Origin of the sequence: Streptomyces sp. HUAS CB01 (assembly GCF_030406905.1) — a bacterium.
Lineage (GTDB): Bacteria > Actinomycetota > Actinomycetes > Streptomycetales > Streptomycetaceae > Streptomyces > Streptomyces chengbuensis.
In genome coordinates, this window is sequence record NZ_CP129137.1 from 7,058,091 (window position 1) to 7,081,806 (window position 23,716).

17 protein-coding genes and 1 pseudogene are annotated in these 23,716 nt (G+C 72.4%); 9 read left to right on the top strand and 9 right to left on the bottom strand.

Translation table 11 applies throughout. The annotated features are described in order from the left end of the window. Positions 1 to 69 precede the first annotated feature (69 nt). Together QRN89_RS30790 and QRN89_RS30795 are read right to left on the bottom strand one after the other, a co-directional pair. Positions 70 to 3,198 carry an alpha-mannosidase gene (locus QRN89_RS30790; protein WP_290352691.1) on the bottom strand — a complete coding sequence of 1,043 codons (3,129 nt, stop codon included), beginning with the start codon at positions 3,196 to 3,198 and terminating at the stop codon, positions 70 to 72. A gap of 10 nt (positions 3,199 to 3,208) precedes the next feature. Further along, entirely contained in the window at positions 3,209 to 4,537 is a 1,329-nt protein-coding gene (locus QRN89_RS30795) for a 6-phospho-beta-glucosidase (RefSeq protein WP_290352692.1), read from the bottom strand. A gap of 201 nt (positions 4,538 to 4,738) precedes the next feature. Here QRN89_RS30795 and QRN89_RS35970 point away from each other — a divergent pair. Together QRN89_RS35970 and QRN89_RS30805 are read left to right on the top strand one after the other, a co-directional pair. Further along, a pseudogene (locus QRN89_RS35970) lies at positions 4,739 to 5,026 on the top strand (hypothetical protein); the annotation flags it as partial. Between the two features lie 235 nt (positions 5,027 to 5,261). Then, the gene (locus QRN89_RS30805) at positions 5,262 to 6,434 is read left to right on the top strand and encodes an alpha/beta fold hydrolase (RefSeq protein ID WP_356948672.1); all 1,173 of its coding nucleotides are present in this window, start codon (positions 5,262 to 5,264) and stop codon (positions 6,432 to 6,434) included. Positions 6,435 to 6,567: 133 nt separating this feature from the next. Here QRN89_RS30805 and QRN89_RS30810 read toward each other — a convergent pair whose 3' ends face one another. Then, entirely contained in the window at positions 6,568 to 8,349 is a 1,782-nt protein-coding gene (locus tag QRN89_RS30810; RefSeq protein ID WP_290352693.1) for a hydroxysqualene dehydroxylase, read from the bottom strand. 125 nt (positions 8,350 to 8,474) lie between these two features. Between QRN89_RS30810 and QRN89_RS30815 the strand changes: the two genes are divergently transcribed. Next, on the top strand, positions 8,475 to 8,900 hold the full coding sequence (locus tag QRN89_RS30815) for a YchJ family protein (RefSeq protein ID WP_290352694.1): 426 nt from the start codon (positions 8,475 to 8,477) through the stop codon (positions 8,898 to 8,900). A 384-nt stretch (positions 8,901 to 9,284) separates the two neighbouring features. Here QRN89_RS30815 and QRN89_RS30820 read toward each other — a convergent pair whose 3' ends face one another. Both QRN89_RS30820 and QRN89_RS30825 read right to left on the bottom strand, forming a co-directional pair. Then, positions 9,285 to 9,734, bottom strand: coding sequence for a hypothetical protein (locus QRN89_RS30820; protein ID WP_290352695.1), 450 nt, complete (start codon positions 9,732 to 9,734; stop codon positions 9,285 to 9,287). Positions 9,735 to 9,859: 125 nt separating this feature from the next. Beyond that, positions 9,860 to 10,120: a hypothetical protein gene (locus QRN89_RS30825; RefSeq protein ID WP_290352696.1), complete on the bottom strand. Its 261-nt coding sequence runs from the start codon at positions 10,118 to 10,120 to the stop codon at positions 9,860 to 9,862. A gap of 208 nt (positions 10,121 to 10,328) precedes the next feature. Between QRN89_RS30825 and QRN89_RS30830 the strand changes: the two genes are divergently transcribed. After that, the gene (locus tag QRN89_RS30830; protein WP_290352697.1) at positions 10,329 to 12,242 is read left to right on the top strand and encodes an AMP-dependent synthetase/ligase; all 1,914 of its coding nucleotides are present in this window, start codon (positions 10,329 to 10,331) and stop codon (positions 12,240 to 12,242) included. 55 nt (positions 12,243 to 12,297) lie between these two features. Here QRN89_RS30830 and QRN89_RS30835 read toward each other — a convergent pair whose 3' ends face one another. Next, positions 12,298 to 13,371, bottom strand: coding sequence for an ATP-dependent DNA ligase (locus QRN89_RS30835; protein ID WP_290352698.1), 1,074 nt, complete (start codon positions 13,369 to 13,371; stop codon positions 12,298 to 12,300). A 52-nt stretch (positions 13,372 to 13,423) separates the two neighbouring features. Here QRN89_RS30835 and ligD point away from each other — a divergent pair, with 52 nt between their 5' ends. Beyond that, positions 13,424 to 14,578 (top strand): non-homologous end-joining DNA ligase, encoded by a 1,155-nt coding sequence (gene ligD, locus QRN89_RS30840; protein ID WP_290352699.1) that lies wholly within the window; start codon positions 13,424 to 13,426, stop codon positions 14,576 to 14,578. Between the two features lie 87 nt (positions 14,579 to 14,665). On the opposite strand, the gene QRN89_RS30845 is transcribed toward ligD, so the two are convergent. Both QRN89_RS30845 and QRN89_RS30850 read right to left on the bottom strand, forming a co-directional pair. Then, on the bottom strand, positions 14,666 to 16,882 hold the full coding sequence (locus QRN89_RS30845; protein ID WP_435833282.1) for an OmpL47-type beta-barrel domain-containing protein: 2,217 nt from the start codon (positions 16,880 to 16,882) through the stop codon (positions 14,666 to 14,668). Then, a complete protein-coding gene (locus QRN89_RS30850; RefSeq protein WP_290352700.1) occupies positions 16,879 to 19,371 on the bottom strand; it encodes a ThuA domain-containing protein in 2,493 nt (830 codons plus the stop codon). Before QRN89_RS30850 ends, QRN89_RS30845 begins: the two co-directional genes overlap by 4 nt. Before the next feature lie 180 nt (positions 19,372 to 19,551). On the opposite strand from QRN89_RS30850, the gene QRN89_RS30855 reads away from it, so the two are divergent. After that, positions 19,552 to 20,598, top strand: a complete 1,047-nt coding sequence (locus QRN89_RS30855) for a multicopper oxidase domain-containing protein (RefSeq protein WP_290352701.1) — start codon at positions 19,552 to 19,554, stop codon at positions 20,596 to 20,598. 346 nt (positions 20,599 to 20,944) lie between these two features. Here the strand turns inward: QRN89_RS30855 and QRN89_RS30860 are convergent, their stop codons facing one another. After that, entirely contained in the window at positions 20,945 to 21,475 is a 531-nt protein-coding gene (locus tag QRN89_RS30860; RefSeq protein ID WP_290352702.1) for a hypothetical protein, read from the bottom strand. A 456-nt stretch (positions 21,476 to 21,931) separates the two neighbouring features. Between QRN89_RS30860 and QRN89_RS30865 the strand changes: the two genes are divergently transcribed. The 3 genes from QRN89_RS30865 to QRN89_RS30875 all read left to right on the top strand — a co-directional run bounded on the left by QRN89_RS30865 (position 21,932) and on the right by QRN89_RS30875 (position 23,643). After that, positions 21,932 to 22,327: a hypothetical protein gene (locus QRN89_RS30865; RefSeq protein ID WP_290352703.1), complete on the top strand. Its 396-nt coding sequence runs from the start codon at positions 21,932 to 21,934 to the stop codon at positions 22,325 to 22,327. A gap of 131 nt (positions 22,328 to 22,458) precedes the next feature. Then, a complete protein-coding gene (locus tag QRN89_RS30870) occupies positions 22,459 to 23,271 on the top strand; it encodes a VOC family protein (protein ID WP_290352704.1) in 813 nt (270 codons plus the stop codon). 105 nt (positions 23,272 to 23,376) lie between these two features. After that, positions 23,377 to 23,643 carry a WhiB family transcriptional regulator gene (locus tag QRN89_RS30875; protein WP_290352705.1) on the top strand — a complete coding sequence of 89 codons (267 nt, stop codon included), beginning with the start codon at positions 23,377 to 23,379 and terminating at the stop codon, positions 23,641 to 23,643. The last annotated feature ends 73 nt before the right edge of the window (positions 23,644 to 23,716 follow it).

The following is a 23,716-nucleotide window of genomic DNA, read 5'->3' on the forward strand; positions in this document are numbered from 1 at the left end:
CGGCACGCGGCCCCCACCGCCCCGTGCCCGCCAGACGCTCCGACCGCAACCGCAACCGCAACCACGCCCTCAGCGCCTCAGCCGCACCGTCACGATCTGGAACGGCCGCAGCGCCAGCGGCACTCCGCCTTCCTCCACCGCGAGCGGCGGCCCGTCCAGCGGCCGCTCCAGCAGGTCCGTGAGGACCGCGCCCGTCGCCGGGAAGCCCGTGCGCAGCACCGTCGCCGCACGTCCCCCGAGCGACTCGTAGAGCCGGACGACGACATCACCCGAGCCGTCGTCGGCGAGCTTCACGGCCTCGACCACGACCGCGGGGCCGTCCGTCGCAACCACCGGCGGCACGTCGGCTCCGCCCGGGCCGACCCGGAGCGGCAGATTCAGCGCGTATCCCTCCGCGATGGCGTCCTCGACCGTCGCTCCGGGCAGCAGCGCGTAGGTGAAGCGGTGCGCGCCCTGGTCGGCCTCGGGATCCGGGATGCGGGGCGCTCGGACCAGGCTCAGCCGGACGGTCGTGGTCGTGCCGCCGTCCTCCTCGCGCGTCGTACGGCTCACGTCGTGCCCGTACGTCGAGTCGTTGACGACCGCTACGCCGTAGCCGTTCTCGCCGATGTGCACCCAGCGATGGGCGTAGACCTCGAAACGGGCCGCCTCCCAGCTGGTGTTGGTGTGGGTGGGCCGGTGGACGTGGCCGAACTGGATCTCGGCGGTGGAGCGCTCCGCGTGCACATCGACGGGGAAACCGGCCTTGAGGATCTTCTCCGCCTCGTGCCAGTCCATCTCGGTGTCGATGTCCACGCGCCGGCTGCCGGCGCGCAGGGTGACGGTCTGCACGATCCGCGAGCCCCTGCCGAAGGTGCGTTCCACGCGCAGCGCGCCCAGCAGCGGGCTGTCGTCGGCGATCCTGATCGTCGCCCCGTCCAGCAGATCGGTCCAGCGGCGCAGGTAGTGCTTGTCGATGTCCCAGGCGTCCCAGTAGTTCGGCAGGTCGCTGTGCAGCCGCAGCAGATTGCCCTTGCCGCCAGGGGCCAGCACCTCGCGTCCGGCGACCAGGTCGCGTACGGAGGTGAACGTGCCGTCGTCGGCGAACTCGACCCGTACGAGCCCGTTGTCCAGGGCGCGGTTGGTCACCTTCACCGGCGGCTGCGCCGGGACCGGGGCCCGCGGTGAGATCCGGGCCGATCCGGAGGCCGGGACCTCCACGGCGACCGCGGCGGAGCCGTCCGCCAGCCTCGGCAGCGCCGGGTCGAGGACGTCGGCCAGCATGGACGGCACCCGCACCACCTCGGCCCGGTCGCGGGGCCCCGCGTTGTACACCCACGCCTCGACCGGACCGGCGCCGCTCACCGCCTCCAGGGCCTGTGCGGTCAGCGCCTCCAGCTCCCTGGCGACCCTGGCGTACTCCGCCTCGGCCTCCCGGTGGACCCAGGCGATCGACGAGCCCGGGAGGATGTCGTGGAACTGGTGCAGCAGCACCGTCTTCCACAGCCGGTCCAGCTCCGCGTGCGGATAGGCGTAACCGGGCACGTGCAGGGCGGCCGCCGTCGCCCACAACTCCGCCTCGCGCAGCGCGTGTTCACTGCGCCGGTTGCCCTGCTTGGTGCGGGCCTGGGAGGTGTACGTGGCGCGGTGCAGCTCCAGATACAGCTCGCCCGACCACACGGGGGCGTCGGCGTGGCCGGCGTACTCCGCCCGCGCCGCCGCGAAGAAGGCGTCCGGGTGCTCGACGACGACCTTCGCCGAGCCCTCCAGGTCGGCCAGCCGGCGGGCCCGCTCCAGCATCTCCCGGTTGGGTCCGCCGCCGCCGTCGCCGTGCCCGAACGGCGCCAGCGACCGCGTGCCGCGCCCCTTGTCCCGGTAGTTGCGCACCGCGTGGGCCATCTCCCGCCCCGAGAAGACCGCGTTGTAGGTGTCGACGGGCGGGAAGTGGGTGAAGATCCGCGAGCCGTCGATGCCTTCCCACCAGAAGGAGTGGTGGGGCAGCTGGTTGGTCTGGTTCCAGGACAGCTTCTGCGTCAGGAACCAGTCCATCCCCGCGAGCCTGGCGAGCTGCGGATAGGCCGCCGTGTAGCCGAACGAGTCCGGCAGCCACACCCCGTGCGTCTCGACGCCGAGCTCGTCGAGGAAGAAGCGCTTGCCGTGCACGAGCTGCCGGGCCAGCGCCTCGCCGCCGGGCAGATTGCCGTCGGCCTCCACCCACATTCCGCCGACGGGTGCCCACTGGCCGTTCGCCACGGCCTCCTTGATGCCCGCCCACACCTGCGGGTGGTTGTCCCGCACCCATGCGTACTGCTGCGCCTGCGAGCAGGCGAAGACGAACTCGGGGTACTCCTTCGCGAGCGAGGTGACGTTGGAGAACGTCCGGGCCGCCTTCCGCTTGGTCTCCCGGATGGGCCACAACCAGGCGCTGTCGATGTGGGCGTGCCCCACCGCCGACAGGGTGTGCGCGCTCGCGTGGGCAGGCCGTGCGAGGGACTCGGCGAGGACGTCCCGGGCCGCGGCCGCCGTCCCCGGTACGTCGTCGAGGTCGAGCACGTCCAGCGCCCGCTCCAGGGTGTACATGATCTCGTGGCGGCGCGGCTCGTGCACGTCGAGCTCCAGCATCAGCTCCTGCAGTACCTGCATGTCGAGCGACAGGTGCCAGACGTCCTCGTCGAGGACGGCGAGATCGGCCCGCGCGAAGGTGTGGAGCGGCGTGCTGCCCGCGGTGCGCTTGTCGCCCATCGGGGTGGGGGAGCGGAAGCGGTCCTTGAGGATGTCGGGGTTGGAGGCTGCCTCGATCAGGAAGGCCACCGGTTCGCCGCCCGCCGCCGGGGAGGCGATCGGCACGTACTGGTTCTGCGGGTTGACGGCCTTCACGGGGGTGCCGTCCGGGAGGTGGACGAGCGCCTCGGCCTGGTTGCCGGGCCAGCCGCTGGTGAACCCCAGGTCGAACCAGGCCTCCACCCGGCGGCCCGCCCAGGCGGCGGGCACCTCGCCGGCGGCCCGGAACCAGGTGGTGCCCCACGGCGGACCCCACGCGGTGCCCATGGCGAACGGCTCGTACGCGGCTTCCCGCGCCTCCTCGAACGGCACCGGCTCGTCCGGCACCTGCCAGGCCGCCACGGTCAGCGGCACGGAGTCCGCGTGGATCACCGGCCGGATGCGCTGCTCCAGCACGCGCGCGACGCGCTGCTCGATCCTGTGCCGTTCGTCGTGCATCTCCGAGCACCTACTTCCGGTTGAGATGGGCGAGACCGGGGTGTGCGGTGGTGTACCCGTCCAGCAGCCGGCGGGCGACGCTGACGGAGTCGACCAGGGGGTGCAGGGCGAAGGCCCGCACGGCGGCGGCCCGGGACCCGCTCTCCGCGGCCGTCATGACCTCCCGTTCGACGGCCTTCACCGCGGTGACCAGACCGGTGGCGTGACCCGGCAGCGGGTCGACGGCGTACGGGTGGGCGCCGTTGGCGTCCACCAGGCAGGGCACCTCGATCACGGCGTCGGCGTCGAGCACGGAAAGGGTGGTGCGGTTGCGGACGTTGAGGATCAGCGTGGCGCGCTCGTCGCGGGCGACCGCGCGCATGAGGGCCAGCGCGACCTTCTCGTACCCGCCCGACTCCAGGTCCTCGTCGGCCCGTTCACCCGCGCCGGACGCCGCGCGGTTGTCGGCCATGTACGTGGCCTCGCGCTCGGCGAGGGTGGACTCCCAGCGCTTCAGGGACGGTTCGGCGTAGAAGCCGGCCTGCTGGTCGCGGAGGAAGACGCCGCGGGTGCGCCCGGCCTGCCGGTACGCGTGCACGGTCTCGCGGTTGAAGTAGTAGTAGTGCAGGTACTCGTTGGGGATCGCGCCGAGCGAGCGCAGCCAGTCGGCACCGAACAGCCGGCCCTCCTCGAGCGAGCCGAGCGCCTCCGGGTCGGCGAGGAGCCGCGGCAGCTCGTCCCGCCCGGCCACCCGCAGTCCGCGCAGCCAGCCCAGGTGGTTGAGGCCGACGTAGTCCGGCCACACCCGGCCCGGGTCGGCGCCGAGCGCCCGCGCCACGCGCCGGCCGAGCCCGACCGGTGAGTCGCAGATCCCGATGACCCGGTCCCCGAGAACCCGGGACATCGCCTCGGTGACGAGCCCGGCCGGGTTGGTGAAGTTGATGACCCACGCGTCCGGCGCCAGCGCGGCGACCCTGCGGGCGATGTCCGTCGCGACCGGCACGGTCCGCAGACCGTACGCGACGCCCCCGGCACCGACGGTCTCCTGGCCCAGCACGCCCTCGGCGAGCGCCACCCGTTCGTCCGCCGCGCGCCCCTCCAGCCCGCCGACCCGGATCGCGGAGAACACGAAGTCGGCGCCGCGCAGGGCCTCGTCGAGATCGGTGGTGACCTCGACGACGGGTGCGTCCGGCACTCCGGCGGCCTGTTCGGCGAGGACGGTGGCGACGGCGCGGAGCCGCGCGGAGTCGACGTCGTGCAGGGTGACCCGGGTGACACGGCCCTCGTCGTGATCGCCCAGGAGCGCGCCGTACACCAGCGGTACGCGGAAGCCCCCGCCGCCCAGAATCGTCAGCCTCATCCCGCGACCTTCCTCGCGCCGTGCGTCCGTGCCGCGCGCCGTCCCCCGACGGCCCTTCCGGTCCGTCCGCGCGCTCCGGCCCTCTGCCGTCGTCTCCTGCCCCAACGCTGTCACCTCGGCGGCGTTCGCGCGAGAACCACCCGGCGGCGAACCGGTCCGGATCCCGCCGCCGGCCCGTTGGATTCTGTCGGAAAGCGTTGAATGCTGTCACCGCCCGGATGCCGTTCCCGCACCCGTCGCCGTCCGTGCCCGAGGTCAACCCCCACGGGCGCGTACGAGCGGCAGGCCGCGACCCCGGCCGAGTGGGCGGGCCGCAGATCCTCTCCATGCCGGCGCGGCCGAGAGCGTCGTGATCGCCGATGCCGACGGGCTGCCCGTCGGCATCGGCAAGGCTCCCGTCCGGCGAGCGACCTCGGCATCACGGACCTCGTCCGGCCCGGCGGGACGCCCACCCTGTGGCTCTCCGTCGTCAAATGGCCCGACGCCTCGCACATCGAGGACCAGGACCAGTGGTGGCACGGCGGCGTCACCCGCTCCGTCCGGCTCCGTTCCACCGACCGGCCGTACCTGGACGACGTCGCCGTACGGGCAGGACGGGACGGTGGCCTGCGCGTCGGCTGCCGGGTCCGCGGAGCGCTCGGCGGGGCTGGTTCGCCGGCGCGGGGCCGGAGGTGTGCGGGGCGGCAGGGACCGGCTGTCGGTGCCACCTGCGAGAGTGAGCGCCATGGCGACGTGGCTGCTCACCGACATCGAACAGGCCCTGCGGCAGAGCTGGTCCGCCGCGACCTGCTCACCCGACGACCTCGCGCGCACCCCCTGGACCAGCGGCAATCCGGCCTGGGGGCACTGCGACATCACGGCGCTGGTCGTCCACGACCTGCTGGGTGGCGACCTTGTCCTCGGCGAGGTGCATCTCGACGGCGAACAGCACGGTCACCACTGGTGGAACCGTCTCCCCGGCGGTCTCGAAGTCGATCTGACCCGCGAGCAGTTCCGGCGAGGGCAGACGGTCACCCCCGTCCGGGTCGTGGAGCGGCCCGCGGGCCGGCCGCTCCGACGCGGGGACGCCTATCGGGCACTTCGCGCACGCGTGGTCGAACGCCTCGGCGCGCTGCCCGCCGCGACCGCCGAGGAACCGGCGCGTTCCGCCGTGCGCATCGGCGGACGGCGCCTGTCCTACCTCGACCACGGAGGCACGGGCCGGCCGCTGCTCGCCCTCCACGGCCACTTCGGGGAGGCGCGGACGTTCGCCCGGCTGGCCCGGGAACTGGCCCCGGACTGGCGGGTCATCGCGCCCGACCAGCGAGGCCACGGCCATTCGGACCGTCCGGCGGACTTCTCCCGCGAAGGCTACGTCGATGATGCCGCCGCGCTGGCCGCCCGTCTCGGCCTGGAGGACGTCGTGGTCCTCGGTCACTCGCTCGGCGGGGTCAACGCCTACCAGCTCGCCGCCCGGCACCCGGGTCTCGTCACGGCGCTCGTCGTGGAGGACATCGGCGTCGAGGTCGACGACGACCTCTCCTTCTGCCTGTCCTGGCCGGAGCGCGTGCCGACCCGCGCGGCGCTCGTCCGGTGCCTGGCCGGGTCGGCCCCGTACCTCACGGACGCCATCCGTGAGTACCCCGACGGGTGGGGACTCGCCTTCGCGCCCGAGGACATGGTCGCCTCCCAGCGGCAGCTCAACGGCGACCACTGGGACGACTGGCTGGCCGGTCACTGCCCCACGCTGCTGATCCGAGGCATCCGGAGTGACGTCCTCGGTGCCGGGCACGCCAGGGCCATGGTGGAGCGGCGGCCCCGGACCCGTCTCGTGGAACTCGACGCGGGGCACACGGTCCACGACACGGTCCCCCTGGAGTACGCGGCCGCCGTCAGGGACTTCCTCGCCGGTCTGTGACCTGCGCGGGCCGGGCAGCCGGCCGCCCGGGCGACCGCGTGCCCGGCGGCTGGCGGCCGGGTGAACGGTGCCCACCGGGCGCCGGCACCCGACGGGCCCGGACCCGCCACCACACCAGGCGTCCCGGGCAGCGCTACCCCAGATCGAACAGGTTCCGCAGCCCCAGCCGGTAGCGCGTGCGGTCGTGGCGCTTCAGGTGCTCCAGCTCCGGGGCGCGGAACAGGGGCTTGATCGTGCAGCGTTCGGCGGGCGAACCGATGCGGTCCAGGAGGGCGTTGACGGCCGCGCGGGCGGAGGCGTTGGCCCCCTCCATGGTGGCCAGGTCGATGTCGACGGACACGTAGTCGCCGGAGAGATGGAGATTGGGGACGGCCGTGGCCGCGGTGGGGCGGTTGTGGAAGGTCCCCACCGGGTGGATCAGCAGCTCGTCGTCGTTGGTGGGCTCGGGCGTGCCGAGGCCGTCGACCCCCGGATCCAGGAACCACGAGTGCAGGGCGCTGTCCTTGAGCACCGTGCGCCCCGTGTCGTTGAGCGCGGCCTTCAGCTGCGCCCACACCTCCCGGGCGACCTGCTCGCGCGTGCACTGCTTGGCGGTCTTCCCGTACAGGATGCCGGGCCGGTCCCACTCGGAGACGTCCACGGACAGGCAGTCGACGGCCGAGCCGTCGCCGTAGTCGCGCGGGAAGTCGCGGTGCGGCCAGTGCTCGGCCTGCTGGATCGCGGTCAGGGACCACGGCGAGTCGATGCAGTTGAGATGGCCGTGGAGCAGCGGAGCACGCTCCGTCAGATAGAACTGGATGCCCGTCATCCAGTCGGTCTGCAGTGCGTCGCAGCGCGCGAGCTGCGGATCGGCGGCGCGCAGCGCCGGGCCCCAGGTGCGGCGGGCGTGTTCGACGGGGAGCGCCGAGACGTAGTGGTCGGCGGTGACGGTACGGCGCGCCCCCGACGGGTCCTCCAGCACCGCCCCGGTGATGCGGCCGGCTCCGTACGCGAGCTCGCGCAAGGTCCAGCCCACCCTGAACTCCACACCCAGCGAGCGCAGATGGGCGACCCAGGGGTCGATCCACGCCTCGTTCGTGGGCGCGTTGAGGACGCGGTCGAGCGGGCCGTCCGCGCCGCGGCCCAGCGCGTTGAAGACGAACGCCTCCAGCAGGGTGGCGACCGTCCGGGTGCTGGCCTCCTCGGCCTTGGTCGCCACGATGTTGCGGGTGAGCCCGACGGCGAGGATGCGCTGGTAGTCGTACGACATCCGCGCGGCCCGGATGAAGTCCCACCACGGTGTGCGCTCCCAGGAGCCGTTCCGCCGTTCGTCGCAGCTGGTGAGGAAGACCAGGCCGCGGCCCGCGAAGTACGCCGTCTCGTGGGGCGGGATGTGGGTGACCGTGTCGAGGAAGGCGACCAGGGCGCGGCGGATCTCGTCGGGCGTCAGCTCGGCCGGACGGTTGCCGGGCCAGGGCAGCGGGATGCGCAGGTCCTCGCGGCCGGTGCGGGCGAAGGACATCTCCGGCGGTGCGACGAGGTTGTCCCAGACGCCGTTGCGGTTGCCGGGGAAGGGGATGCGGCGCATCGTGTCCGGCAGGTTGTGGTAGATGCCGGGGATGAAGCGGAATCCGTGCTCGGCGGGCAGATGGCGCCGGCCGCCCCTGCCGCTGCCCGGCACGTCCATGCTCCGGGCCTTGCCGCCGAGGGCTCTGCGCTCGTAGACGGTCACGGGTAAGCCCCGTTCGGCCAGTTCATGGGCGGCCGTGAGGCCCGCGACTCCGCCGCCCAGGACGGCTACGGACGGCCGTGGCGCGCGGGGCGCCGCCGACGCGGCCGGAGCCCCTGTGCCGAGGGCGGCCGCGGAGCCGGCCGCCGCGGCTCCCGCGATGAAGGTGCGCCGGGTCGCTCCCGACGTGGTTCCCGACCGATCCATGCCCAGCCCCTACTCGACGGTAACTGTCAGATCCGGCGCAGGAGCATACGGTCGGCCCTCGTGACCCGGAAGCGCCGCGCGGGCCCATTCACCCAGCGCGACACCGGTCAGGACACAATGGCCCCATGGCCCGACGTACCACCCGCCCCCAGCAGCCCACCGTCACCGACGGCTCGCCCTGCCCCTGCGGACTGCCCGCCGCGTACGGGGCCTGCTGCGGCAGGTTCCACACCGGAGCGACCGCCGCCCCGTCCGCGGAACTGCTGATGCGGTCCCGCTACTGCGCCTTCGTCGTCCGTGACGAGGCCTATCTGCTGCGCACCTGGCACCCGGAATACCGGCCGAGCAGTGTGGAATTCGATCCCGCGATGCGCTGGACCGGTCTGGAGATCCGGGACACCACCGAGGGCAGCATGTTCCACACCACCGGCACGGTCACGTTCGTCGCCCGCTACACCCGGGGCGGGGAGCCCGGACAGCTCCACGAGCGCAGCCACTTCGAGCGGCACGACGGCGCCTGGGTGTACGTGAACGGCACCTTCATGGAATGAGCGCCCCGGCGTGCCGCGGGCGGTCCGTGCACACCGGGCCCGGCGCGCCACTGCGGCAGCCGGGACGACGCCGGGCCGAGGCCCGTGGGTTCGCGGCGCCCCGATCCGCCCCCGCGGAAAGGCGGTTGCCGGTCCGGCCGGGTCCCGCCCCCGGGACGGTGGTGCGCGGGTGCCGTCGCCGTGCGGCGCGAACGCGAGCCGGCCGGGCGGCGGGTGGTGCGGCTCCCCCGGCTCTCCGGCCGTGCGGCGGGTGGTGCTCCCTCGGCTCTCCGGCACCCCGGTTCTCCGGCACCCCGAGGCTTCCCGGCTTCCCGGCTCCCCGAGGCTTCCCGGTCTCTGCCGTGGGCCCTCGGTCCTGCTGCCGCGCAGACCCCCGAAACGGTGTCAGACGCTCGTCGTCGAGCCCGGCCGCACGATCATCAGCGTGGTGACGACCGCCCACAGCAGGTTGAAGATCCCCGTGTACATCGCCAGCCGCTTGGTGTCGGCGATCACCACGGGACCTTCCAGCACCGCGCTCTGCCGGGGCAGTACCAGCGCCGCCAGGACGGCGGCGGCCGCGGCGGTGAGCACCATCGAGACGATCAGCCATGCGTCCCCGAGCACGCCGAGCTGCCCCGCGGTGGCGAGCCCGAAGACCGGGACGGTGACGCCGACGAGGGCGTACGCCCGGCAGACGCGGTGGAGGTTCGTGAGGACGGCCCGGGCCCGCTCGTCCTCGGGCGAGGCGATGACCTGCCGGGCGGTCGGGGGGAACATGCTGGCCGCCACGGCCACCGGCCCCACGGCGATGATCGCGGCCAGGACGTGGACGACAAGAAGGATCTTGGTCACGGAGTGACGCTAACGGCGGCTGCCGGACCCCTGACAGTGGCGGGAGTGCCAGGTGTCAACAGATTCCCGCCAGTGCCGCGCGGCAGGGGCCCGCCCCGTCCGGCCACGGCGCCGGCGGTGTCCACCTACGGGCGCGGTCCGCCCGGACGGACCACCAGGCCCGGGTTGTAGGCGGCGAGGATCTTGTTCGCCCGGGCCAGCACGGCCAGGGCGTGCTCCCGGTCCGCCTGGTCCTCGCTGCAGAACGGTGCCCGGAACCGCATGGCCTCGCGCGCCGCACACTCGGCTTCGATCTCCGCCTGCAGCACGCCGAGCGGCATGCAGGACCCGATCAGGGCGGCCACACCGTCGGGAATCGGGACGGGGACGAGGTTGGACGCGGTCACGTGGTGTCCTTTGCTGATGTTGCTCCGGGGTCGCCGGGCATGGGTGGTGTTCTCCTCTATACGTACCGGATGCGCTTCACGGTTCGTCAGCCGGGACGTCTCTGTGTGGAAACCGTTCGGTCGCGACCGTTGATTTCTCCTTACGCGGGAGTAAGTTGACCCGCCTGTAACCCCCGGTAAGTCCGCTTGCGCCGAACAGGAGCCGCCGATGGGCGTACGCAGGGATCTGAGGAGGGCCAGGCGCCGAGCCGACCTGGCGGGACGCGCCACCGTGGAACTGGTCAGGGAGAACGGGACCGTACGCGAGGTGCGCGCCGCTCCGCTCGCCGGGCCCGCCGTCTCGGGGTCCGCGGCCGACATCCCCTTCGTCAACGCCGAGGAGGCCCCCGGTGCCGTCGTCCTCCGCCGCAAGGAGGGCGACGGCTGGCGGCCCGTCACCGCGGCCGCGTTCGCCCGGGAGGTCACCGCCGTCGCCAAGGGACTCGTCGCCGCGGGTCTCGAGCCCGGCGACCGGGTCGCCCTGATGTCCCGCACCCGCTACGAATGGACCGTCCTCGACTTCGCGGTGTGGGCCGCGGGCGGGCAGTCCGTCCCCGTCTACGCCACCTCGTCCGCCGAGCAGGTCGCCTGGATCCTGAGCGACTCGGGCGCCCGGTTCGCCGTCGTGGAGAACGAGGGGAACGCCGCCACCCTGGCGGACGCGGCACGGCTGCTCCCGGAACCGCCCCGGACCTGGAGCATCGACGGCGGCGCGCTGCGCGAGCTCACCGAGCTGGGCACCCGCACCTCCGACGAGGAGATCGCCGGGCGGCGCGGCGCCCTCGGCCCCGACAGCGTCGCCACCCTCTGCTACACCTCCGGGACCACGGGCCGCCCCAAGGGCTGTGTGCTCACCCACGGCAATCTCCACGCGGAGGCCGCCAACACCGTGGAGCTGCTCCACCCGGTGTTCGAGGAGATCACCGGCCAGACCGCCTCGACCCTGCTGTTCCTGCCCCTCGCCCACATCCTCGGCCGGACCATCCAGCTCGCCTGTCTCCTGGCGCGCATCGAGCTCGGCCACTGCCCCGGCATCAGACCCGACGAACTCCGCCCCGAACTGCGGTCGTTCCGGCCCACGTTCGTCGTCGGCGTCCCGTACCTCTTCGAGAAGATCCACGACACGGGCCGGGCGACCGCCGAGCGGATCGGACGCGGTGCCTCCTTCGAGCGGGCCGACCGGATCGCCGTACGGTTCGGCGAGACGTACCTCGGGAAGTTCCTCGGCCGGGGGAAGGGACCGGGACCGGGGCTGTACCTCGCCTGGGCGCTGTACGACCTGCTCGTCTACCGCCGCGTCCGCAAGGAGCTCGGCGGCCGGCTGCGCTACGCCATCAGCGGCGGCTCCCCGCTCGACCGCCGGCTCAATCTCTTCTTCTACGCCGCCGGGATCATCGTCTACGAGGGGTACGGCCTCACCGAGACCACCGCGGCCGCCACGATCATCCCGCCCCTGGGCCCCCGCCCCGGCACCGTCGGCCTGCCCGTGCCCGGGACGGCGATACGGATCGCCGACGACGGCGAGGTCCTGGTCAAGGGCGGCATCGTCTTCGGCTCGTACTGGAACGACCCGGCCGCCACCGCGGAGGTGCTCGACGGAGGCTGGTTCGCCACCGGTGACCTCGGGAGCCTCGACGACGAGGGCTATCTGACCATCACCGGCCGGAAGAAGGACATCCTTGTCACCTCCGGTGGCAAGAACGTGTCACCCGCGGTCCTGGAGGACCGGCTGCGCAGCCGCCCGCCGGTCGGCCAGTGCGTCGTGGTGGGGGACGGCCGCCCCTTCGTCGCCGCACTCGTCACGCTCGACCCCGAGGCGGTCCCGCACTGGCTCGCGGTCCGCAGACGGCCCGCGGACACAACACTCACCGACCTGTGCGACGACCCGGAGATGATCGCCGACGTCGGCAAGGCGGTCGACTACGCCAACCAGGCGGTCTCCCGGGCGGAGTCCATCCGTGAATTCCGCCTCGTCGCGGGGGAGTTCACCGAGGAGAACGGACTGCTGACGCCGTCGCTCAAGGTCAGGCGGCACGCGGTGGCCGAGGCGTACGAGGCCGAGATCGAAGCGCTGTACCGCTGATAGGGGCCGGCTTCGCGGCGGGCACGGCCCCCACACGGAAGCCGCCGTCCGTGGTTCACCTGGGCGGCGGCGCCGACAGCACCTCCGAGAGGTCGTAGCGCACCGGCTCCTCCAGCTGGGCGTACGTGCAGCTCTCCGGGGTGCGGTCGGGCCGCCAGCGCCGGAACTGCGCCGTGTGCCGGAAGCGGTCGCCCTCCATGTGGTCGTACGCGACCTCCACCACCCGTTCGGGCCGCAGCGCCACCCACGACAGGTCCTTCTTGCCCGACCAGCGGCTCGGCGCGCCGGGCAGCCGGGCCGACTCGTGCGCCTCCTCCTCGGCCCAGCGCGCCCAGGGGTGTTCCGACACGTCCGCCAGGCGCAGCGGCTCCAGCTCGGCGACCAGCTCCTCGCGGCGCTTCATGGAGAACGCGGCGCAGACGCCCACGTGCTGCAGCGCACCCTCCGAGTCGTACAGGCCGAGCAGCAGGGAACCGACGACCGGCCCGCTCTTGTGGAAGCGGTAGCCGGCGACGACCACGTCCGCGGTCCGCTCGTGCTTGATCTTGTACATCAGCCGTGCGTCGGGCCGGTACGGAAGGTCCAGCGGCTTGGCGATCACCCCGTCGAGCCCGGCCCCCTCGTACTGCTCGAACCACTGTTCCGCGACGGTCGTGTCCGTCGTCGCCGGCGCGACGTACACCGGCTCGCGCGCACCCGAGAGCGCCTCGACGAGCGCGGCGCGCCGCTCGGCGAGCGGGGTGTCTAGCAGCGAGTCGTCGCCGAGGGCGAGGAGGTCGAAGGCCACGAAACCGGCCGGGGTGCGCTCGGCGAGCATCCGCACCCGGGAGTCCGCCGGATGGATGCGCTCGGTGAGCCGGTCGAAGTCGAGCCGCCCCTCGTGGGCGATCACGATCTCGCCGTCGACGACACAGCGCTGCGGCAGATTGGCGCGCAGGGCGGTGACCAGCTCGGGGAAATAGCGGGTCAGCGGCTTCCCGGTGCGGCTGCCGATCACCACCTCGTCCGCGTCCCGGTGGACGATCGCACGGAAGCCGTCCCACTTGGCCTCGTACTGCATCCCGGGCGGGATCTTCGCCACGGACTTGGCGAGCATCGGTTTCACGGGTGGCATGACCGGCAGATCCATAGGGCGATTGTCCGGTATGCATGGATTCCTGGCACGGCCTACGCTGACGGTCATGGCCGGAGCGGTGGAAGTGGAAGTGGGCGGGCGGACCGTCCGTGTGTCCAATCCGGACAAGGTGTACTTCCCCGAACGCGGCTACACCAAGATGGACATGGTCCAGTACTACCTCGCCGTCGGCGACGGCATCACCCGTGCGCTGCGGGACCGGCCCACCACCCTGGAGCGCTACCCCGACGGGGTGACCGGCGAGTCGTTCTTCCAGAAGCGCGCTCCCAAGTACCTCCCCGACTGGATCCCCACCGCCCACATCACGTTCCCCAGCGGCCGTTCGGCCGACGAGATGTGCCCGACCGAACCCGCCGCCGTGGCCTGGGCCGCCAACCTCGGCGCCGTCACCTTCCACCCGTGGCCGGTCCGCCGCGACGACACCGACCACCCCGACGAACTGCGCATCGACCTCGATCCGCAGCCCGGCACCGAATACGCCGACGCCGTCCGCGCCGCCCACGAGCTGCGGGACGTCCTCGACGAGACAGGGCTGCGCGGCTGGCCCAAGACGTCCGGCGGACGGGGACTCCATGTGTTCGTCCCCATCGAACCGCGCTGGACGTTCACCCAGGTGCGGCGCGCCGCCATCGCCTGCGGCCGGCAGCTGGAGCGCAGGATGCCCGACCACGTCACCATCAAGTGGTGGAAGGAGGAGCGCGGTGCGCGGATCTTCGTCGACTACAACCAGACCGCCCGCGACCGCACCGTCGCCTCCGCCTACTCCGTACGGCCCCGCCCGCACGCCCCGGTCTCCGCGCCGCTGCGCTGGGAGGAGATCGACGACGCCGTCCCCGAGGACTTCGACATCGTGACGATGCGGACGCGCTACGCCGAGGCCGGTGACGTCCACGCCGACATGGACGACCGGCGCTTCGGCCTCGAGGCGCTGCTGGAGCTCGCCCGCCGTGACGAGGCCGAGCACGGACTGGGCGATCTGCCGTACCCGCCGGAGTACCCCAAGATGCCCGGCGAGCCGAAGCGGGTCCAGCCGAGCCGCGCGAAGAAGGACGCCCCGGCAGGCGGGCCCGCGAGGAAGACCGGGCGCGCGCCCGCGAAGCCGCGGGGCGACGCCGGGGAAGGGACGCCGGGGGAGACGGGGCCGGGAGAGGCGGGCCCGGGGAAGACGGGGCCGGGGAAGACGGGGCCGGGTGACGGCTGATCCGGAGCGTCGGACCGTCCGCAGCACGCGTGTGCCCCACCGCCCGCCGGGGCGGTGGGGCACACCGTGGCCGCGGGGCCGACTCGGCTACAGCTCCTTGACGCGGATGTTGCGGTACGAGATCACATCGGTGGTGCCGTGCACCTGGAGGCCGATGTAGCCCTGGGCGTAGCGCCGCCCGTCCGTGCCGGGGTCGTCGGCCCGCGCCGGGACGAACTCCTGGCCGCCGCTGTTCTCGAACTCGTTGATCAGGACACCGTTGCGGTAGACCGAGTAGTGCTGGCCCTCCACCCGGATCTCGTAGTCGTTCCAGGTGCCCTTCGGGGTGACCCCGGCCCCGCCGAGACCGACGCGGTCGAAGCCGTAGACGGAGCCGGTCTTGTACATGTCGCCGTCGGGCCGGTCCAGGACCTGCACCTCATGGCCGTACTTGATGGCCACCCACTCCGGCCGCGGCTCCTCCGGGTTGTCGTGCACGTACGGGAAGCGCACGAACACACCACTGTTGGCGTTGCCGGTGCCCGGGGCGTCGTCCCGCCACTGGAGCTTCAGCGAGAAGTCGCCGTACTGCCGCTGCGGGAACCACAGCATGCCCAGGCCGCCCTTGGTGGTGCCGCTGGTCATCGTCCCGTCGGCGTTGAGACCGAACGAACCGCCGCCCACGTGCTGCCACTTGGCGAACGAGGCGGCCGTGCCGTCGAACAGGTCGCGGTAGCCGGCGGTCTGGCCCGGCTTGCCGATACCGGACTGCTTGGCGGCCTTGTAGATCTTCCTGTGCTCGCGCTGGTCGATCACGCCGTCGGCCAGGAGCCGGTCCAGCACCGCGTCGACGTGCTTGAGGAACAGGGCGTGGGAGCTCCAGTCCTTCTCGTCCTCGATCAGCTCGTTGATCGTGCACCGGGAGCGGGTGACCCGGTTCGGCACACCCGTGTCGACGGTGCCGACGATCACGGTCAGCCGCTCGTCGTACTCCGGGCAGTTCGGGGCGGGGACGCCGCCGCTCTCCGCGACCGTGAAGGACTCCTTCTTCGCCTCGGAGGTGTTGCCGGCCTTGTCGGTGGCCCGGTACTGCACGGTGTGGAACCCGACCCGGTCGACGATCACGGGCGCGGTGTAGGCCAGGTACGGGCCCGCGTCGAGCGAGTACTCGATGCGTTCCACACCCGAGTCCGTGTCCGCCGCCGTCACCGTCACCGTGGCGCTGGTGATGTACGCACCGTCCGAGTTCCTGGTTCCGGTCACCGTCGCCGCGGTCGTCGGCGGGGTCTTGTCGTCCGTCGGCGGGGCGACGACGGTGAAGTCGACGGCCTTCTCGGCGGCGGTGTTGCCGGCCTTGTCGGTGGCGCGGTAGCGGACCTTGTGGGTGCCGGTCTCGTGGACCATCACGGGTGCGGTGTAGGGCTGCCAGGCCCCGTCCGCGCCCAGCGCGTACTCGATGGTGTTGACCCCGGAGCCCGTGTCGGAGGCGGTCACGGTGACCGTCGCCATGCCCAGGTACTCGCCCTGCTCGTTCTTCTCGCCGCTCACGGTCGCCGACGTCTCCGGCGGGGTCTTGTCGTCCGTCGGCGGGGCGACGACGGTGAAGTCGACGGCCTTCTCGGCGGCGGTGTTGCCGGCCTTGTCGGTGGCGCGGTAGCGGACCTTGTGGGTGCCGGTCTCGTGGACCATCACGGGTGCGGTGTAGGGCTGCCAGGCCCCGTCCGCGCCCAGCGCGTACTCGACGGTGTTGACCCCCGAACCGGCATCCGTCGCCGCCACGGTCACCGAGGCGTGGCCGATGTAGGCGCCGTCGGCGTTCTTCTCGCCCTCGACCTTCGCGGAGGTCTCGGGCGCCGTCGTGTCCTCACCGCCCGGGTCGGTCACCGTGAGGATGCCCTGCATCTGGCCGTGGCCGGGGATCGTGCAGTGGAAGCGGTACCGCCCCGGCGTCAGCGTGACCTCGACCGAGTACTTCCCGCCCTGGTCGTCGTTGGGGTTCGCCAGGATGTTCAGCGGAACGTCGTTGTTGTACTCGGGATCCGAGACGTCGAAGGACAGCGTGTGCGGCATCCCGGTGGTGTTGCCGGTCGCCTTGCTGTTCTCGAAGACGATCGTCGTCGCGCCCGCCACCGCGGTCGTCGGGAACGACAGATAGCGGTCGATCGGGTCGCCCGCGGTCCAGGTGAGCGTCTGGGCCGCGGTCGTGTCCGCCTCCCGTTCACCGGCCCGCCCGTAGGCGACGGTCGAGGTCAGCCCGAGCACCGTCACGAGCGCGCCCAGCAGCGCCGTCCACAGCCGGAGCTGTCCCTGCCGGAGGATTCTCACTGCTGCGCCGCCTTCCTTGCGAGCTGATCGGCGGCCGGGGTGGGCCCGCCGCCCTTGTACGTCACACGCCACAGCGCGGACCGGGAATCGGAGGTGAAGAAGCCGCGCCCGTAGTCCAGGACGTACAGCGAACCGTCCGGGGCGAACTTCCAGTCCATGAGGTTGCGGATACCGTCCGTGCCGACCGGGATGATCTTCTTCAGGGACTCGGCGTGCACGGGCAGTCCGCCCTTGCCGACCGTCTTCGGGTCGGTCAGCACCGCGTGCCGCGGCTGGTCGCCGTCGTAGAAGTCGCCCACGAACCACTTGCCGTCCCAGTACGCGGGCCAGCGCACGGCCGGGTCGCCCTTCGCGTCGTCGAACCGGTACACCGGGCCGTTCATCGTCGCCTGACCACCGCCCTTCAGCCACGGCAGCAGCAGCTTCTGCTCCTCCACCTTGTAGCTGGGCACACCGGCGGCGTCGCGCGGGTAGTCCGGGCCGCCGCCCTGCGGCGAGTACCAGATCGTGTTCGGCGTCACCGGCGGCAGGTTCACCAGGCCGTCGTTGTTCGGTGACTCGTTCTTCGGCCTGGCGCAGTCGTACCAGCCGAGCGGCACGCTCGGGTCGGGCAGGTTGCGGTCCCGGTAGGGCTGGTTGTTGCCCATGCAGAACGGCCAGCCGTGGTTCCCCGCCTTGGTGATCGCGGCGAACGTGTCGTACTTCGCCGGGCCCCACGTCGTCGACGGCGAACCGGCGTCCGGGCCGACCCAGCCCGCGTACAGGATGTCGGTCGTCCTGTCGACGAAGATCCGCGCCGGGTTGCGCACGCCCATCACATAGATCTCGCCGCGGGTCTTGCCGCCGCCCTCGTCCGGCTCCTCACCGGTGAAGAGGTTGCCCGCGGGGAGGGTGTACGTCCCGTCGTCCTCCGGGTGGATCCGCAGGATCTTGCCGTTGAGGTTGTTGGTGTTGCCGGCCGTGCGCCGTGCGTCCGCGAACGAGACGCCCCTGAAGTTCGGCTGCGGGTTGTTGCCCGAGTAACCGGAGCTGAAGCCGGACGAGTTGTTGTCACCGGTGGCGACGTAGAGGTTGCCCTTGGAGTCGAAGGCCATCCCGCCGCCCGAGTGGCAGCAGCTGTGGATCTGCACCGGCCACTTCAGCAGCACCTTCTCGCTCGCCGTGTCGAGTTTGTTGGTGGCGAGGTCCAGGGTGAAGCGGGAGACGTAACGCTCCGCCATGTGCGTGTCGCGGTTGATCCGCGAGTGCGGTGTGTAGTGCAGATACACCCAGCCGTTGGTCTGGAACTCCGGGTCGAGCTCGATGCCGAGGAGCCCCTCCTCGTTCTTGGTGAGCTCGTCTCCGCCGCCCTTGTTGCCGAAGACCGTGAGCGCGCCCGCGAGGGTCACCTTCTTCGTCTTCGGGTCGTAGACGTGGACCTCGCCCCTGCCCTTGCCGATGTCCGGGTTGTTCCAGTCGGTCACGACCGGCTGGGACGAGTCCGCGCCGCCGCGCCCGATGTACAGGATCCGCCCGTCGGGCGCCGCGACCAGGCCGTGCGGCTCGCCGATCTGGTCGTTCTGTCCGGGCTGGTTGGGCTGGGTCACCCGCTGCGCCGTGTAGTTGGCGGTGATGGTGGCCTTGCAGTCCGCCTGCGAGGTGCGGGACGTCCAGGCCAGCGCGCCGCGCAGATGGTCCCGGAAGTCCGTCTCGGCGAACGAGTCGGCCGTCCCGCCCATGCCGGTGTAGAAGGAGCGGCCGCCGTCGTAGTCCCGGCACCAGGACACGGGGTGGTCCCAGCCGTTGGCGCCCTGGCCCGGCTGGTACGAGCTCTCCTTGACCCGGGCCACGGTGTGGACCGAACCGGACGGGTTCACCGACCAGTTGAGCCATCTGTCGGGCCGCTTCCAGTTCAGCGGGAGGCTCTTGGTCGCCGGGTGGAGCCGGTCGCCGACCTCGACGACCGCGCGCTGGACGGCGGCCGGTGAGGTGGTGGGCCGGGCGCCCACGAGACCGGTGAACCAGTCCGAGTACGGCTCCGCGCGGGCGGCGTCGTGGATGCCGACGAAACCGCCGCCCGCCTCCATGTACGCCTCCAGGCCCGCCTCCTGCTCGGGGTCGAGCACGTCCCCGCCGCCGGTCAGGAAGACCACGGCGTTGTACCGGCCGAGCTTCTTGGCGTTGGTGAAGACGGACGCGTCGTCGGTGGCCTCGGTGCGGAACCTGCCCGCCGCCGGCCCCGTCAGCCCGATCTGCTCGATGGCCGCGATCCCGGGGTCGACGGTCGGCGGCTCCTGGCCGGCGGAGGCATGGAAGACGAGCACCCGTACGTTCGCGCCACCCGGTGGCGATGGCAGGGACAACGTTGTCGTCCTGGGCGACAGAGGATCCGGCGCGGGTCTCGCCGTCGCGGCGGTCCCGCCGAGCAAGGACGCGGCCATCGTCCCGGCCAGCAGTGCCGCCGCCGTCCCGCGACGGGATCTCGACCGGTGATGTGGTGCGCGGTGCATGTGGTCACCCACCCCTCATTGGTCACAGCAACAGCCGTGAAGCTAGACCTCTTTCGGCGAACCGCCAATAGGTATGGTCGCAATCCGACGAACTTTGTCCTGGGTGTGGAGAAACGAAGATCAGCCGACTACGGTGTGCCCGGCCCAACCCGATTTTCCTTATGGCACTGGGGAGTTCACATGGACAGACGGAGCTTCAACCGGCGCCTGCTGGCGGGCGGCGCGGTCGCGGCGACGGGTGTGACATCGTTGTCCCTTGCCACCGCTTCCGCCGCGACCTCCGCCGAGGGCGCACCGAAGACTGCCCCGGCCGGCGGCCAGGTACGCCATCTCAAGCTGTACGCCGAGAAACTGCCGGACGGTCAGATGGGGTACGGCCTGGAGAAGGGCAAGGCGACGATCCCCGGTCCCGTGATCGAACTCGTCGAGGGGGACACCCTGCACATCGAGCTCGAGAACACCATGGACGTGCCCGCCAGCCTCCATGTCCACGGCGTGGACTACGACATCGCCAGCGACGGCACCCGGATGAGCAGGAGCCATGTGGAACCGGGTGCCACCCGCACCTACACCTGGCGCACCCACGCCCCGGGTCGGCGCAAGGACGGCACCTGGCGGGCGGGCAGCGCGGGTTACTGGCACTACCACGACCATGTGGTGGGAACGGACCACGGCACCGGTGGCATCCGCAAGGGACTGTACGGAGCCGTCGTGGTGCGCAGGAAGGGCGACCTGCTGCCGGACAGGCAGTTCACGATCGTCTTCAACGACATGACCATCAACAACCGGCCGGGCCACCAGAGTCCGGACTTCCGGGCGACCGTGGGCGACCGGGTCGAGATCGTGATGATCACGCACGGCGAGTACTACCACACCTTCCATATGCACGGCCACCGCTGGGCGGACAACAGGACCGGCCTGCTGACCGGCCCCGACGACCCCTCCCGGATCATCGACAACAAGATCACGGGGCCGGCGGACTCCTTCGGCTTCCAGATCATCGCGGGTGAGGGCGTGGGCGCCGGCGCGTGGATGTACCACTGCCATGTGCAGAGCCACTCGGACATGGGGATGGCGGGACTCTTCCTGGTGGCCAAGCCGGACGGGACGATCCCCGGGTACGAGCCGCACCATCCGGCGGCATCGGCGGCACCCGGCGCGAAGGGCGCCAAGGGCGCTTCAGGGGAGTCGAGTTCGTCGGACGCGTCCACGGAGCACGCGCACTGAGCGGCTGAGCGGGGCCGTCCCTCCACGGTCCCGTCCCGGACGCCTCGACCGCGACAAGGGGCGGGGGATACGTGCGGGGCCACCCGTTGCGCAACGGGCGTCATGGTCCCTCGTCGGGCCGCCGCGCCCAACCGTGTCGCGGCGACGACGGTGCGGACCGGGAGGGGGACGGCCGGAGACGGCCTGCGCGGGGAATGCGGACGAGGCTCCCGTGCAGGTGTCGTGCACCCGCGCGGCCTGCGGGCCGTGCGGGTGTCGCGTACGCGTCCGGCGCGGGGCGCGACCGATGCCCCACGCGTGCGGGGCCGGGGCTCTCCCCGGGGTACCGCCGCCCGCCGCGGCTTGCTCAGCGGCCGTAGCTCGCCCGGCACATGGCGACGAGGGAGGGGTCCGCCATCCCGTCCGAGGCCCGGCACAGGTCGCGCATGCCGTAGTCCGTACGCGGCCGGATCGGCCGTACCCCGGTGTGCTTCCCGCGCTTGCGCGGCGCCCTGGCCTGCTCCTTCGGCGCCGACTCGCCCCGACCGCCGCGCGCCCGCCGTTCCGGTGCGTCCGCACGCCCTTCACGCGCCGCTGGCACCCCCGCCGCGGCCGGTCCGCGTGCCTCGTCCCGCCGGTCGGCGCCCGCCTCGCGGGTGCCCGCGGGCCGGGGGCGCGGTGATGTCTGCGGCCCGGTGGAGGCCAGTTCGCCGTGGTCCGACGCCTGTTCGGTGCGGCGGTCGGCGAGCACGGGGGACGGCGAAGTGGTGCCGGCCGGCACGGGGCCGGGTGCCTGGGGCTGCGGCGGCGTCGCCGGTACGGAGACACAGCCGGTCGCCGCGAGACCGGTCGCGGCGAGCAGTACGGCGAGGGTGAGGGGCCTGATCCGGGGGTGCATCCGTCCACCCTGCCGCAGCGAACGGCCGTTGTGCGGCGGGCACACGGCCGGACCACCGGCACGAGTGATCGCACGGGACGCAGGGCGACGCCGTACGGACAACCGGGCCGCCAGGGAGCGGGGCCGGTGAACTCGCCGGGCCACTGCCCGGGACCGCGCGGCCGGTTGGCGTTCCCGGACACACGGACGGGCTGACGCACGACGGGCAGAAGGACGGGCTGACGAACGGCCTCGGCCGGGGTACGGACTGCGCTGGGCGCGGCCGGAGATCGGGCCGGCGTATCCGCTCGACTCGGGCCCCGGGGTGATGCTGCGCTTCCTGGACGCGACCGAGCGCCCCTTCGTCCTGGCGGCCCGGCAGTATCCCGCCGATCCCGGCAGGGCGCACGGCGGCGTCCAGCCGTCCACGCCTCCGCGCACGTCCCGGACGGTTGTCCGGCCGACGCCACGGAAGCCGTGCCGCGGCAGTTCGAACGCTTCGCCCCGGGAACAAGGGAACGGATCGTCGCGCTCGTCGCGCGGTCCGTCCCGGCCACCGAGGCGTACGACCCCGACCACATGGGCGGCGACATCATCAACGGTTCCACCGGTGCGCTCCCACTGGTCCCGCGTCCCCGGCCCACCCCGTTCGACCCCTACGCCACGGGGGTGCCGGGTGTGCATCTGTGCTCCGCTGCCACCCCTGCCCGGTGCCGGGACGCACGGGATGTGCGGCCACGAGGCGGCCCGTGCCGCACTGCGGGCGGCATCCCGGCGCCCCGTACGCCGTATGCGCCGAGGACCGCCGCGACGACGGCCGGCCGGGAACGCGGGACGGCGGCCGCCCCGGGTGCGGAGGGCCGGGACCGGTAGCACACTCGATGGGGTCGACGGCACACCCACGAGGGGGGTGAGGCACGACGACGGGCCCCGACGTCCCGGGGGCCACGAGGCTCGCGAGCCCCGTGGCGGGACCGCCGGCGGCCCACGAAGGAGCGACGTCCATGCTCACCACCCGCTTTCTCACCGGCTCTCCGAACTGGCTCGACCTCGCCACCCCCGACCTCCCGGGCGCGGCCTCGTTCTACGGCGACCTGTTCGGCTGGACGTTCCGTCCCACGGGTCCACAGGCCGGCGTTTACGGCATGTTCGAACTGGACGGGAGGACCGCGGCCGGAGGAATGACCGTCCCCCCGGAGCAGGGGGCGCCCGGCTGGACCCTCTACTTCCAGTCGCCCAGCGCCGACGACACGGCCGAACGGGTGAGGAACGGCGGCGGCGCCGTCACCCACGGACCCGCGGACGTGTGGGACCTCGGTCGCATGGCCCACTTCACCGACCCTGCGGGCGCGGGCTTCGCCACCTGGCAGCCCGGCACCAACCCGGGCCTCGACGTCGTGAACGAGACCGGCTCGCTGTGCTGGGCCGAGTTGTGCACCCCGGACCCGCACGCGGCGCTCGGCTTCTACCGTTCCGTCTTCGGGTGGGACGAGTTCGCCGTGCCCATCCCCGGCGGTGACACGTACGTCACCGTGAACCCGGCAGGCGCCGGCGAGGACGCGATGTTCGCGGGCCTCGTGGCCCTGGAGACCGACCCGGTGGACGTCGCCGGCGGCCCGTACTGGCTGCCGTACTTCGAGGTCACCGACACCGACGCGACCGCGGCGAAGGCCGAGGAGCTCGGCGGCACGGTCCGCACGGCGCCGATCGACCTCGAGGACGTCGGCCGCGTCGCCAAACTCGCCGACCCGTACGGGGCGCGCTTCGCGGTGATCGAGTCAGCGGCGAAGGGCGCGGGAGCGGCGGACGCCGCATGACGAGCCGCCCTTGGGCCGGACGATCCACGGGCCCAGGATGGCCGAAACGCGGGCGTTGAGCATTCATTGACATGCCGTTTATCACCGCGAGGCAGCCTGTCGACCATGCCCATGAACACCACCACCGCCGCACCCGACCACGAACTCTCCTGGCAGGAAACCGCCCTCTGCGCCCAGGTCGGCCCCGAGTTCTTCTTCCCGGCTCCCGGTTCCTCCACCCGAGAGGCGAAGCAGCTGTGCGGCGCCTGCGAGGGCCGTGTGGCGTGCCTGGAGTACGCGCTCGCCAACGACGAGCGCTTCGGTGTCTGGGGCGGCCTCTCGGAGAAGGAGCGCGGCAGGCTGCGGCGCTCCCGGATCGGGCGCCACGGGTAGCGTCCGGCGGGGACGAGCCGGCGGGGAAGGAGCCCGGCGGTGAAGCGGTCCGGCGGGGCGGCGAGGTCGCCGG

Excerpts from the sequence above, each read along its gene's own strand:
- QRN89_RS30855 (WP_290352701.1), top strand. The coding sequence starts at position 19,552 with ATGGACAGACGGAGCTTCAACCGGCGCCTGCTGGCGGGCGGCGCGGTC.
- QRN89_RS30790 (WP_290352691.1), bottom strand. The coding sequence starts at position 3,198 with ATGCACGACGAACGGCACAGGATCGAGCAGCGCGTCGCGCGCGTGCTG.
- QRN89_RS30815 (WP_290352694.1), top strand. The coding sequence starts at position 8,475 with ATGGCCCGACGTACCACCCGCCCCCAGCAGCCCACCGTCACCGACGGC.
- QRN89_RS30805 (WP_356948672.1), top strand. The coding sequence starts at position 5,262 with ATGGCGACGTGGCTGCTCACCGACATCGAACAGGCCCTGCGGCAGAGC.
- QRN89_RS30810 (WP_290352693.1), bottom strand. The coding sequence starts at position 8,349 with ATGGATCGGTCGGGAACCACGTCGGGAGCGACCCGGCGCACCTTCATC.
- QRN89_RS30860 (WP_290352702.1), bottom strand. The coding sequence starts at position 21,475 with ATGCACCCCCGGATCAGGCCCCTCACCCTCGCCGTACTGCTCGCCGCG.
- QRN89_RS30870 (WP_290352704.1), top strand. The coding sequence starts at position 22,459 with ATGCTCACCACCCGCTTTCTCACCGGCTCTCCGAACTGGCTCGACCTC.
- ligD (WP_290352699.1), top strand. The coding sequence starts at position 13,424 with ATGGCCGGAGCGGTGGAAGTGGAAGTGGGCGGGCGGACCGTCCGTGTG.
- QRN89_RS30835 (WP_290352698.1), bottom strand. The coding sequence starts at position 13,371 with ATGGATCTGCCGGTCATGCCACCCGTGAAACCGATGCTCGCCAAGTCC.
- QRN89_RS30795 (WP_290352692.1), bottom strand. The coding sequence starts at position 4,537 with ATGAGGCTGACGATTCTGGGCGGCGGGGGCTTCCGCGTACCGCTGGTG.
- QRN89_RS30850 (WP_290352700.1), bottom strand. The coding sequence starts at position 19,371 with ATGCACCGCGCACCACATCACCGGTCGAGATCCCGTCGCGGGACGGCG.
- QRN89_RS30830 (WP_290352697.1), top strand. The coding sequence starts at position 10,329 with ATGGGCGTACGCAGGGATCTGAGGAGGGCCAGGCGCCGAGCCGACCTG.
- QRN89_RS30875 (WP_290352705.1), top strand. The coding sequence starts at position 23,377 with ATGCCCATGAACACCACCACCGCCGCACCCGACCACGAACTCTCCTGG.